Origin of the sequence: Salinarimonas ramus (assembly GCF_014645695.1) — a bacterium.
Classification (GTDB): Bacteria; Pseudomonadota; Alphaproteobacteria; order Rhizobiales; family Beijerinckiaceae; genus Salinarimonas; species Salinarimonas ramus.
This window is the reverse complement of the sequence record NZ_BMMF01000001.1, coordinates 399998-411820: the sequence shown is the minus strand read 5'-3', so window position 1 is coordinate 411820 and position 11823 is coordinate 399998. Positions and strand designations below refer to the sequence as shown.

At 70.5% G+C, this 11823-nt stretch carries 13 protein-coding genes; 12 read left to right on the top strand and 1 reads right to left on the bottom strand.

Translation table 11 applies throughout. The annotated features are described in order from the left end of the window. The first annotated feature begins 4 nt into the window (after window positions 1-4). Genes IEX89_RS02035 through IEX89_RS02000 form a run of 8 tightly spaced genes read left to right on the top strand, consistent with a single transcriptional unit; the run spans window position 5 to window position 6771 of the window. Entirely contained in the window at window positions 5-1024 is a 1020-nt protein-coding gene (locus IEX89_RS02035; RefSeq protein ID WP_188908973.1) for a branched-chain amino acid ABC transporter permease, read from the top strand. A 5-nt stretch (window positions 1025-1029) separates the two neighbouring features. Beyond that, window positions 1030-1773 (top strand): ABC transporter ATP-binding protein, encoded by a 744-nt coding sequence (locus IEX89_RS02030; protein WP_188908971.1) that lies wholly within the window; start codon window positions 1030-1032, stop codon window positions 1771-1773. Continuing rightward, entirely contained in the window at window positions 1773-2468 is a 696-nt protein-coding gene (locus tag IEX89_RS02025) for an ABC transporter ATP-binding protein (RefSeq protein WP_188908969.1), read from the top strand. The genes IEX89_RS02030 and IEX89_RS02025 overlap by 1 nt, the downstream gene beginning before the upstream one ends. Window positions 2469-2483: 15 nt before the next feature. Next, window positions 2484-3116 (top strand): ATP-binding cassette domain-containing protein, encoded by a 633-nt coding sequence (locus tag IEX89_RS02020; RefSeq protein ID WP_188908967.1) that lies wholly within the window; start codon window positions 2484-2486, stop codon window positions 3114-3116. Further along, window positions 3116-3460: a cupin domain-containing protein gene (locus IEX89_RS02015; RefSeq protein ID WP_188908965.1), complete on the top strand. Its 345-nt coding sequence runs from the start codon at window positions 3116-3118 to the stop codon at window positions 3458-3460. The genes IEX89_RS02020 and IEX89_RS02015 overlap by 1 nt, the downstream gene beginning before the upstream one ends. Then, a complete protein-coding gene (locus IEX89_RS02010) occupies window positions 3453-4466 on the top strand; it encodes a Gfo/Idh/MocA family protein (RefSeq protein WP_188908963.1) in 1014 nt (337 codons plus the stop codon). The genes IEX89_RS02015 and IEX89_RS02010 overlap by 8 nt, the downstream gene beginning before the upstream one ends. Then, a complete protein-coding gene (locus tag IEX89_RS02005) occupies window positions 4463-5284 on the top strand; it encodes an SDR family NAD(P)-dependent oxidoreductase (RefSeq protein WP_188908961.1) in 822 nt (273 codons plus the stop codon). Before IEX89_RS02010 ends, IEX89_RS02005 begins: the two co-directional genes overlap by 4 nt. A gap of 47 nt (window positions 5285-5331) precedes the next feature. Then, entirely contained in the window at window positions 5332-6771 is a 1440-nt protein-coding gene (locus tag IEX89_RS02000; RefSeq protein WP_210317550.1) for an NAD-dependent succinate-semialdehyde dehydrogenase, read from the top strand. A 3-nt stretch (window positions 6772-6774) separates the two neighbouring features. Here the strand turns inward: IEX89_RS02000 and IEX89_RS01995 are convergent, their stop codons facing one another. Then, window positions 6775-7605: a helix-turn-helix transcriptional regulator gene (locus IEX89_RS01995; protein WP_188908960.1), complete on the bottom strand. Its 831-nt coding sequence runs from the start codon at window positions 7603-7605 to the stop codon at window positions 6775-6777. Window positions 7606-7718: 113 nt separating this feature from the next. Here IEX89_RS01995 and IEX89_RS01990 point away from each other — a divergent pair, with 113 nt between their 5' ends. The 4 genes from IEX89_RS01990 to IEX89_RS01975 all read left to right on the top strand — a co-directional run bounded on the left by IEX89_RS01990 (window position 7719) and on the right by IEX89_RS01975 (window position 11587). After that, window positions 7719-8612 carry a beta-keto acid cleavage family enzyme gene (locus tag IEX89_RS01990; RefSeq protein WP_244645051.1) on the top strand — a complete coding sequence of 298 codons (894 nt, stop codon included), beginning with the start codon at window positions 7719-7721 and terminating at the stop codon, window positions 8610-8612. A 76-nt stretch (window positions 8613-8688) separates the two neighbouring features. After that, the gene (dctP, locus tag IEX89_RS01985; RefSeq protein ID WP_188908949.1) at window positions 8689-9714 is read left to right on the top strand and encodes a TRAP transporter substrate-binding protein DctP; all 1026 of its coding nucleotides are present in this window, start codon (window positions 8689-8691) and stop codon (window positions 9712-9714) included. Between the two features lie 32 nt (window positions 9715-9746). After that, on the top strand, window positions 9747-10259 hold the full coding sequence (locus tag IEX89_RS01980; protein WP_188908947.1) for a TRAP transporter small permease subunit: 513 nt from the start codon (window positions 9747-9749) through the stop codon (window positions 10257-10259). Beyond that, complete coding sequence (locus IEX89_RS01975) at window positions 10259-11587, top strand: TRAP transporter large permease (protein WP_188908945.1); 1329 nt, start codon at window positions 10259-10261, stop codon at window positions 11585-11587. Before IEX89_RS01980 ends, IEX89_RS01975 begins: the two co-directional genes overlap by 1 nt. Window positions 11588-11823: the final 236 nt, after the last annotated feature.

Sequence of the window (11823 nt, the reverse complement as noted above, 5' to 3'; positions counted from 1 at the left end):
GGCGATGATTTCCCTCTCCGACGTCCCCGCGCGCCCCGGCGCCGTAATCACCCCGCAGATCGTGCTGTTCGCGGCGGTGCTGCTCACGGCGCCGTTCTGGCTGCCGATGGTGGGGCTCTACCAGTATATCGGCGTCGAGGTGGCGATCTGGATCCTCTACGCGCTCGGCTTCAACCTGCTGTTCGGCTATGCCGGCCTGCACTCCTTCGGGCACGGCGCGTATTTCGGGGTCGGCGCCTACGCCTTCGGGCTCTTCCAGCAGGAGGTGGCCGTGAGTCTCTGGGGCGGGCTCCTCGCGGCGATCGCGGCGGCCTGCATCGCCGGCATGGTCGTCGGCGCCTTCCTCTCGCACCGGCGGGGCATCTACTACGCGCTGATGACGATCGCCTTCGGCCAGATGTTCTGGTTCACGGCGATCAAGGCGCACGGCGTCACCGGCGGCGAGGACGGCCTGCTCGGCATCCCACGCCCGCCCGCCGACTTCGGCATCGTCTCCTTCGACCTCTCCGACAACACGAGCCTGTTCTATTTCGTCGTCGCCGTGCTCCTCGTCGTGACGATCGGCTTGTGGCGGCTCGTGCACTCGCCGTTCGGGCGCGTGCTGCAGGCGCTGCGCCAGTCCGAGACTCGCGCCGCTTTCGTCGGCATCCACGTCTGGGCCGTGAAATGGGCGGTTTTCGCGCTTTCCGCGGCGATCGCCGGCCTCGCGGGCGGGCTGTTCTCCATGGCCCAGCAGAGCGCCTATCCCGACGTGATGAGCCTCCACCAGTCCGGCTTCATCGTGATGATGACGCTCATCGGTGGTGGGCTCGTCTCCTTCTGGGGGCCGGTGCTGGGCGTCGCGCTCTACTTCGTCGCCCGCGACGTGCTCGGCTCGCTCACCGAGACCTGGCTGCTCTGGTACGGGCTGATGTTCATGATCGTCGTCATGCTGCGCCCCGAGGGTCTCGCCGGCGCGATCCACCTCCTCTCCGAGCGGCTCAGGGCGCCCCGCGCCCGCGCCGCCGGCCAGCCTGCGGAGTGACGATCATGGCGCTCTTCGAGGCCGTCCATCTCCACAAGCGCTTCGGCTCCCGCGTCGTCCTGGAGGACGTCTCGCTCGCCTTCGAGGCGGGGAAGGTGTCGGGCATCATGGGCCCGAACGGCGCCGGCAAGACGACGACCTTCAACATCCTCACCGGCCGGTTCGCGCCCGATCGCGGCGCGATCCGCTTCGAGGGCCGCGACATCGCGGGGCGTCCGCCCCACGCGATCGCGCGGATGGGCATCGCCCGCTCCTTCCAGCTGATGACGCTCTTTGACGAGAGCGTCGTCGTCGAGAACGTCATGCTGGCTCTGCCCGCCTTCCGCGCGGCGCAGACGCGGGTCGCCACCGACGTCTTCGCCGACAAGGCGCTGATGGACGAGGCGCGCGAGGTGCTGGCCCTCGTCGGGCTCGGGCATCGTGCCTTCCAGAAGGCGAAGGACCTCTCCTACGGCGAGCGGCGCGCGCTCGAGATCGGCGTCGCGCTCGCCGCCGACCCGAAGATCCTCTTCCTCGACGAGCCGACCTCGGGGCTGGGCGCGGAGGCGACGCGCTCGCTCGCCGCGCTCGTACGGCGGCTGCGCGAGCGCTTCACCATCGTGATGATCGAGCACGACATGCGCTTCCTGTTCGAGCTCGCCGACGAGATCTCCGTGATCCACTGGGGTCAGGTGATCGCGCATGGTACGCCCTCCGAGCTGATGGCGAACAAGTGGGTCCGGCGCTCGGCGCTGGCGGAGGTGGCGTGATGCTCGACGTCGCATCGATCCAGAGCTTCTACGGCGAGACGCAGGTGCTGTTCGGCCCCTCGATCCGCATCGAGGAGGGGGAGGTCGTCGCCCTGCTCGGCCCGAACGGCGCGGGCAAGACGACGCTGATCCGCTCGATCCTGGGCCTCACGCCCCCGCGCACCGGCGAGATCCGTTTCGACGGGCGCGCGATCACCGGCGCCTCGACCCACGAGATCGCCCGCGCCGGCATCGGCTGGGTGCCCGACGACCGCCGGGTGTTCCCGACGCTGACGGTGCAGCGCAACCTGCAGATCGCCGTGAAGAAGACCCGCTTCCGCTCGTGGAGCCTGTCGGACGCCTTCGGCATCTTCTCGGCGCTCGAGCACCTGATGAGCCGCGATTGCGAGAACCTGTCGGGCGGCGAGATGCAGATGGTGTCGATCTCCCGCGCGCTGCTCGGCTCGCCGGGCCTCGTCCTGTTCGACGAGCCCTCGCAGGGGCTCGCCCCCAAGATCGTGCAGGACGTCATGCGCACCATTCGCCGGCTCAAGGCGGAGGGCGTCGCGGCGCTCGTCGTCGAGCAGAACGCGCTCGCCGCGCTCGACGTCGCAGACCGCGTCTACGTGATGGATCGCGGCCGTATCGTCCACGAGGGCCCGGCCGCCACCTTGCGCGACGACGCGGATCTGCGCCGCCGGCTCATCGGAATCTGAGGGGAGGGGAGCGAGATGACGACACCGATCCTCGAGGTCGACGCGCTGGAGAAGGTCTACACCAAGGGCCTCCTCGACCGTACGCCGACCTTCCGCTTGGCTGCGAGCCTGCGCTTCGACGAGCCCGCCATCGTCGGGCTCATGGGCCCCAACGGCTCGGGCAAGACGACGCTCTTCGAGCTCGTCACCGGCTCGAACACGCCCACCTCCGGCACCGTCCGCGTGATGGGCAAGGACATCCACGCGGTGCGGCCCAAGGAGCGCGACCGGCTGGCGATCCACTACCACCAGTCCTATCAGGTGCGGCACTTCAGGAGCCTGAAGCCCTCCTTCCTGATGGACCGCGCGGGCGCGGACTACCCGATCGTCCACCTCTTCGACGAGCCGCAATTCAACACGCAGGACGGCTATATCGGCTTCATGCTCGACTTCTTCCGCAAGCTGCGTGCGGAAGGACGGCTCGTCTTCCTGTGCGTGCACCCCAACGAGCGCTTCCACCTCGAGATCCTCGAAGAAATCTGCGAGCGCTTCGTCTTCGTGCAGAAGGGCGCGGTGACGCAGGCGCCGGACTGGGCGAGCCTCCTCGCGCTGCCGCAGACGCGCGCCTATCTCGGCTCGCTCCTCGAGCCCACGGAGGCTGCTGCGTGATGAGCACGTCCGCCATGATCTCGGGCATCGACCGTGCCCACTACGCCGAGCCGGTGGACGAAGCGCGCGTGCGCGCCGACTGGGCGCGGGAGGACTTCACATTCGGCGTCTTCCGCGATCCCGCGGGCCAGGAATGGAACGACTTCGTCCACGACACCGACGAGTACGTCGTGGTCGCCCGCGGCCGCATGAAAGTCGCCGTCGGCTGCGACACCTTCGAGGCCGCGCCGGGCGACCGCATCCGCATCCCGGCGGGCGTCGTGCACTCGCTGAAGACGCTCTCCGACACGGGCAGCGTCTGGTTCTACGGCTACGGCCGGGCGGCGGGAGGCGGCGATGGCTGAGCTGCGCGCTGCCGCGCTCGTGGGCTGCGGCATGATCAGCGTCTACCACCTGCGCGCCTGGGAGAATGCCGGCGTGCCGATCGTCGCCGTCTGCGACACGGACCGGGCCCGGGCGCAGGCGCGAGCCGACGAGTTCCGCGTCGCGCGGGTCTACGACGACCCGGCCGCGCTGTTCGCCGAGGGCGGCTTCGACGCCGTCGACATCGCCGCCTCGCTGCCGGCGCACGATCCCGTCACCCGCATGGCGGCGGATCACGGCGTGCACGTCGTGCTGCAGAAGCCGATGACGCGCACGGTGGCGGAGGCGGAGGCGCTGGTCGCGCATGTCGGCGAGCGCGTGCGCTTCATGGTGCACGAAAATTACAGGTTCCGGCCGCACTATATGCAGGTCCGCCGCTGGCTCGACGAGGGCCGCATCGGCCGCGTGCGCCACGCGACCATGAGCGTGCGCGGCTCGGGGCTGTGCGCGCTCGAGGGCGAAGAGCCGTTCCTGCTGCGCCGCCAGCCCTATCTGCGCGAGTTCGACCGCAACCTCGTCTTCGAGACGATGATCCATCACCTCGACGTGCTGCGCCTGCTGTGCGGCCCGCTCACCGTCGTCGCCGCGCGGCTGAACCGCCTCGCGGACGGGCTGCCCGGCGAGGACACCGCGACGATCCTCATGGAAGGCGAGGGCGGTCTCGTCGCCAGCGCCGACGGCTGCCTCGTCGCGCCGGGCTACCCGCAGCTCCACGGCGATCGGCTCGAGCTCGTCGGCACGAAGGCGACGGTGGTGATGGATTACGACCGCGTCTTCCTCGTCGGGCGCGAGGAGGACGCCGTCACGGTCGATCTCCTCGGGCGCTACCAGGAATGCTTCGACACCGCCACCGCCGCCTTCGTGCGCGGCGTGCGCGAGGACACGCCTTTCGAGACAGACCGGCTCTACAATCTGGAGACGCTTCGCCTGATGGAGAGCGTCTATCGCGCGGCCGGCATCGTCCCCGAGCCGGAGGCTCGCCCATGAACCACCCCGCGCCCTCCCTCACGCCGCGGGTCGACCCGGACGCGCTCGATCGGCTCTTCGACGTCTCCGGCCTGCGGGTCCTCGTCCCCGGCGGCTACGGCGCCATCGGCGAGGCGATCGCCACCGGCTTCGCCCGCCGCGGCGCCGTGGTGACGGTGGCGGGTCCCTCGCAGGCGAAGGCCGAGACCCTCGCCGGCGCGCTCGACCCCGAGGGCATGCGCGCCCACGGGCTCGCCCTCGACGCCCGCTCCGTCCCCGCGATCCGCGAGACGGTGGATCGTGCCGCGGCGGCGATGGGCGGCATCGACGTGCTCGTGAACTGCGTCGGCATCCAGCGCGAGGAGCGCCTGATGGAGGTCACCGAGGAGACCTTCGACGACGTCTACGCGGTGAACCTGCGCTCGGCCATGTTCCTCGCCCAAGCCGTTGCGCGCCACCAGATCGAGGCCGGGCGCGGCGGGCGCCAGATCCATCTCCTGTCGGTGCGCTCGCAGCTGGCGCTGCGGGATCGCGGCTACTCGGCCTATTGCGCGACGAAGGGCGGGCTCGCCATGCTCGTCAAGCAGCACGCGATGGAGCTCGCCCCGCACGCGATCACCGTCAACGGCGTGGCGCCCACCTTCATTCAGTCCGACCGCATCCGCCCGCATCTGGAGCGCGCCGCCTTCCGGGACTTCATCCTGGAGCGCAACCCGCTCGGCCGCATCGGCGAGCCGGTCGAGGTCGTGGGGCAGGTGATCGCGCTCGCCGCGCCGGCGGGAAGCTACGTCACCGGCCAGACCATCTACATCGACGGTGGGGTCACGGCGAGCCAGTGAGGCGCCCGCCCGCCACCGACACGAACCGACCTCGACGGAGCCAGGCCATGACCTACCACACGCCCCTCATGCTCATCGGCGGCGAATGGCGCACGGCCGCGTCCGGTCGCTTCATCGACGTCGTCGATCCCTGCACCGAGGACGTGCTCGGCCAGGTCCCGGCGGGAGGGCCCGACGAGGTCGCGGAGGCGCTGGCGCATGCCCGCGCGGCGCTGCCCGTCTGGCGGGCCGTCCATGGCTGGGAGCGTGGCAAGAAGCTGCGGCGCATCGCCCGCGAGATGGAGCGTCGCCGCGACGAGCTCGCCCGCGCGCTCTCCCAGGAAATCGGCCGGCCGCTCTCGCAGGCGGGCGGCGAGGTGGCCATCGCCATCGAGCAGTTCGACTGGTTCGCCGGCGAGGCCGAGCGGCTCTTCGGCGAGACGATCCCCTCGCGCCAGGGCGGGCGGCTCGTCACCGACCTGGAGCCCGTGGGCATCGTCGCGGCCTTCACCGCCTGGAACTTCCCCATTAACCTCCTCGCCCGCAAGATCGCGCCGGCGCTGGCGGCGGGCTGTCCGATCGTCTGCCGCCCCTCCGAGCAGACGCCGGCGACCTCGACGATCCTGATCGAATGCTGCGAGGCCGCCGACCTGCCGCCGGGCGTCGTGCAGCTGCTGCAGGGGCGCGCCGAGGATCTCTCGCCCGCGCTGATCGCCGCGCCGGAGGTGCGCAAGATCTCGCTCACCGGCTCGACCCGCGTGGGCAGGCTCGTGATGGCGCAGGCGGCGCAGACCGTGAAGCGGCTCTCCATGGAGCTCGGCGGGCATGCGCCGGTCGTCGTGTGCGAGAGCGCGGACGCGAAGGCCGCCGCGGCGGCGTGCGCCGCCTTCAAGTTCCGCAATGCCGGCCAGGTTTGCATCGCGCCGAATCGCTTCTACGTCCACGAGCGCATCGCCGCCGCCTTCACGCAGCGGATGGTCGAGGAAGCCGAGGCCCTGCGGCTCGGCGGCGCCTTCGACGCGGACACCACGATGGGCCCGCTCACGACGCGCGCGCAGCGCGACCGCGTCGAGGCTTTGAGCGAGGAGACGCGCGCGTCCGGCGCGCGCCTCCTCACCGGCGGGGCGCGACCACAGGGGCGCAACAGAGGCTTCTTCTTCGAGCCGACCGTGTTCGACGAGGTCCCCGACGACGCCCGCATCATGCGCGAGGAGCCCTTCGGCCCGCTCGCGCCGATCACCACCTTCACCGATCTCGACGACGCGCTGGCGCGGGCGAACTCCACGCCCTACGGCCTCGCCGCCTACGCCTTCACCCGCGACCAGGGCGAGGCGCAGGCGCTCTCGCGCGGGCTGAAGTCGGGCATGGTCGGGCTCAATACCTTCGCGATCGCTCACGCCGAAGCGCCCTTCGGCGGCGTCGACCAGTCCGGCATGGGCCGCGAGGGCGGGCGCCAGGCGATCCTCGACTATCTCGACGTCAAGATGACCCACTTCATGCCGGGGTGAGCGTCAAGCGCGCGGCACCGCCCGCAGGCTGCGCCGTGAGGGCGTGTCCAGCGCCTTGAGGATCGCCGAAACGTGCAGCTTCACGGTGCCGGGCGAGATGCCCAGCGCCAGCGCGATCGCCTTGTTGGACTGCCCCCGCCGCAGCATCGCGAGGATCTCGCTCTGGCGTGGCGTCAGCTTGGCCGGCGGGGCGGCGCCGCCGCGGGCTGGATCGGCGTCGGCGCCGGAGGAGAGCATGGCGGAGAGCACCGCGATCTCGCGGCGCATCTCCTCCACGACGTCGCCGTCCGGCGCGTCGCCCGTCGCGAGCGCCTCCGAGAGCTCGGCGAGGCGCATCACGGGACCGCGCAGCCGCGCCCCGATCGCGCCCACGGAGCGCGCGAGGAGCGTGTGCGCGCGCTCCGCCTCGCCCTTGGCGATGCGCAGCTCCGCTTCCGCCTCGACCTCGCGGGTGACGTCGATGACGATGCCGTCCCACACGACGCTCCCGTCCGGCCGGCGGCTCGGCCGGGCGATGCCGCGCGCCCAGTGGACGCGCCCGTCCATGCCCACGACGCGCACCCGGTGATCCAGCAACCCCATCGTCGCCGCGCTGACCTCGAGATCGGCGACGAACCGCTCCCGGTCATCGGGGTGGATCCAGTCGAACGTGACCTCGGTGGCGCGCAGAAGCCGCTCGTTGTCGATGTCGAAATTGCGGAACAGGCCGCTCGACAGGAACTCGAAGGAGTACTTCCCCTCGGGTGAGCGCACCCGACGGTAGACGTTGCCCGGAAGATTCTCGATCAGCACCTCCATGGACGGCGCCGAGCCGCGCAGCGTGTCGATAGGCACCTCGTCCTCCAGATGGCATATGCCTCTTGACCCATAAGCATATGCCGATAGCCTCCGAACACAAGAGCGCCGTCGACGAGCGCCGCGGGGACGGACGAGGAGGAGGAGCGCTCGTGCGCAAGCTGATCATCGAAGCGCGCGTCAACGAATACATGATGCGCGACCAGGGCAATCCGAACGTGCCCTACACCCCGGAGGAGATCGCGTCCGACGCCGTCGCCTGTCGCGAAGCCGGGGCCGCGATCGTCCACTTCCATGCGCGCAAGCCCGACGGCGACCCCGAGCACGGCGCGGAGGCCTATGCCGATACCGTCGCGCGCATCCGCGCCGCCTCCGACATCCTGGTCCACCCGACGCTCGGCTACGTCACCCTCGACCGGCCGGCGGAGGAGCGGCTCGACCACATCCTCGCCATGGCGAAGGACCCCGCACGGGCGCCGCATTTCGCGCCGATGGACACGGGCTCGGTCAACGTCGATCGCTACAACGCGCAGGCGCGCCGCTTCGAGACGACGAACCTCGTCTACAAGAACTCCACCGAGACGCTGACCTATTTCGGCGAGAACATCCGCGCCGCCGGGCTCAAGCCCTACCTCGTCTCCTGGAACGTGGGCTTCACCCGCTACGCCACCGCCTTCATGGAGATGGGGCTCGTGGACGAGCCGGCCTATCTCTGCTTCTGCCTGACGGACAACACCTTCCTGGGCGGCCATCCGGGCACGCTCAAGGGGCTGCAGGCCCATCTCGACTTCCTGCCGCCGGACCGGCGCGTCGAGTGGACGGTGTGCAATTTCGGCGGAAACCTGTTCGCGCTGGCGGCGACGATCATCAGCCTGGGCGGGCACGTCTCCATCGGGCTCGGCGACTACACGTACGGCGAGCTCGGGCAGCCGAGGAACGCCGAGCTCGTCGCCCGCATCGCGGAGATCGCCCGCGAGCTCGGGCGCGAGGTGGCAACGCCGCAGGAGGCCAAGGCCATCCTCGGCATGCGCGACGCGCCGGCATGAGACCGGCCGCGCGCCCCTCGGGGGAGGGGACGATCGTAACGAGCGCGCACTGCGCGTCACTTGGGAGGAAATGGACATGCCGTCTCGTCGTGACATCCTGAAGGCCGGCCTCGTCGTGCCGATCGCGCTCGCCGCTCCGGCGATCCTGGCGCGCCCCGCCCGCGCGCAGGCGGCCCTGCGCATCCAGGGCTTCCTCGCCGCCGCCTCGCCGACGCACCGCGCCTTCGAGGCGATGGCCGCGCGGCTCGCCGAGAGGTCCGGCGGCGCGCTGACCATCCAGACGCTGCCGGCTGGCTCCGTCGTCGGCCCGGCCGAGACCATCGACGCGGTGGGCGCCGGCATCCTCGACGGGCATTACTCGTCGTCCTCGTTCTTCGCCGCGCGCAATCCCGCCTTCATCGTCTACGGCGACACGGGTGCGTCCTACGACGACGTCGCGACCCGCGACCGCTGGTATTCCGAAGGCGACGGCGAGGCGCTGGGGCGCGAGCTCTACGACGGCTACGACATGCACTACGTCGCCAACGTCTTCTGGCCCTCCGAGCACATCCCCGCCACCAAGGCGCTCAACGGCGTCGCCGATCTCCAGAACCTCAAGATCCGCGTGCCGCCGGGCATGATCTCGGAGATCTTCGGCATGGCCGGCGCCGCCGTCGTCAACCTGCCGGGCGGCGAGGTCTTCAACGCGCTCCAGTCCGGCGTCATCGACGCCACCGACTGGGCGAGCCCTGGCCAGAACGAGGAGGTGGGCCTCTACCGGGTCGCCAAGTTCTCGGTGAACGCCGCCCATTCCATGCCCGCCACCGAGATCGCGCTGTCCAAGCGCGCCTGGGACGGGCTCTCCGACGAGCACAGAGCGATGCTCGAGGAGGAGATCCGCGCCATGTCGGCCGGCCTGCGCGAGCAGGTCTCGGCGGACGACGCGGCGGCGATCGAGAAGATCCGCGGCGAGGGCGTGACCATCATCGAGTGGCCCGCCGAGGAGGTGGCGAAGCTGCGCGGGCTCACCTCCCGGAAGCAGGACGAGATCGCCGGCCGCGATCCGCTCGCCGCGAAGATCGTCGCGAGCCACCGCGCCTTCCAGGAGAAGGTCGGGATCTGATCCCCCGGCCCGGTCTAGGAGGCGCGCGCGCAGTGGACAAGGACACACCCTTTGCTCGGCTCGCGCTCGCCCTCGGGCGCATGGCGGCGGCGCTCTTCGTGATCGCCGCCGCGATCTCGGTCTACGAGGTCGCCATGCGATACGTCTTCGGCATGCCCTCGACCTGGGCGCACGTGACCGTCACGACGATGTGCGCCGTCGGCTTCGCGCTGGGCGGCGCCTACGCCATGGCGCGGGGCGAGCACGTGCGCATCACGGTGCTGTTCGACCGCCTTCCGCGACGCGGGCGCGGCGTCGCAGAGACGCTCGCGCTCGCGATCGGCCTGTTCTATCTCGGCGGCCTGGCGTGGGGGCTATGGGGCGCGGCGGAGCGCTCGATCTGGCGCTTTTCCGCCGACGGCGCTTGGCGGCCCGAGACCACGCCAGGCCCGCCGAACTGGCCGCTTCCGGCTCTGTTCAAGGCGGTCTTCGTCTTCGCGACGGTGCTGTTCGCTCTCGTCGTCGTCGAGCGGCTGGTGCGCGTGCTGCGCGGGAAGGCGACGTGATGCTCGCGGGCCTCGACATCGCCACCTGGAGCGCGCTGATCGTCTTCGGCATCGCGGGCCTGCTGGTGCTGGGCGTGCCGCTCGCCTTCTCGACGGGGGCCATCGCGGTCGCCCTGTGCCTCGTCGTCTACGGGCCGATGAGCCTGTTCCTGGTGGCGAGCCGCTCGATCGAGTTCCTCGACAGCTACGTCCTCGTCGCGGTGCCGTTCTTCATCCTGATGGCCTCGCTCATGGAGCGCTCGGGCATCGCCAAGGACCTCTACACCGCGCTCAACGTCTGGGCCGGGCGCATGCCCGGCGGGCTCGCGGTCGTGACCGTCTTCGTGGGCGTCATCCTCGCGTCCACCGTGGGCGTCATCGGCGGCGAGATCGTGCTGCTCGGCCTCGTCGCGCTTCCCCAGCTGCTGCGGCTCGGCTACGACCGCAAGCTCGCCATCGGCACGATCTGCGCGTCCGGCTCGCTGGGCACGATGATCCCGCCCTCGATCATCCTGGTCTTCTTCGGCATCACGGCGGGCGCCTCCGTGGGCGATCTCTTCCTCGCCTCGCTGATGCCGGGCCTGCTGCTCGCGGGCCTCTACGTCGCCTACATCGTCGCGCGCTGCGCCCGCGATCCCGCGCTCGGCCCGCCGCCGCCGGCGCAGGAGCTGGCGATGCCGCTCTCCGAGAAGCTCGCGCTTCTCAAGGGCGTCGCGCTGCCGATCGCCATCGCGTTCGTCGTGCTCGGCTCGATCTATCTCGGCCTCGCCTCGGTGACGGAGAGCGCCGCCATCGGCGTCGCCGGCGTCGCCCTCGCGATCTGGATCCGCGGGGACATGACCGTCGACCTCGTGCGCCACGCCGCGCTCCAGACGCTGTCGACCTGCGGCGTCGTGCTCTGGCTCGTGCTCGGCACGAACGCCTTGATCGGCGTCTACAACCTGATGGGCGGCATCGATTTCGCGCGCTCGCTGCTGACCGACCTGCCGTTCCCGCCCATCGTGGTCATCATGATCATGCTCGGCGTCTGGATCCTGCTCGGGTTCTTCCTCGACTGGATCGGCATCATGCTGCTCACGATGCCGATCTTCGTGCCCGCGGCGGAGGCGCTCGGCTACGACCGGATCTGGCTCGGCATCCTGTTCAACATCGCCATGCAGATCGCCTACCTGACGCCGCCCTTCGCGCCGGCGGCCTTCTACCTGAAGGGGGTGGCGCCAAAGGACATCGCGCTCGACGAGATCTTCGCGGCGATGTGGCCCTTCATCGCGCTGCAGGTCGTGGGCCTCGCCCTGGTGGTGACCTTCCCCCAGATCGCGCTGTGGCTACCCGCATGGGTGAACCCGTGATCGCGAGAACGCCCTGGCAGGCAACGCTTTCCTTCCCTGTAGGGGAAGGTGGCGCGCCGCGTAGCGGCTTGACGGATGGGGCGCGCGGGACGCGCGTTCGGCGCAGCCGAAACCGACGGGCGCGCTCGCGGGATACCGCCCCTTTCCGCTGCGCGGAACGCTTCGCGCCCCATCCGTCTCGGCTTCGCCGATCCACCTTCCCCGACAGGGAAGGAGCACGCTTCGGAGACCTACGC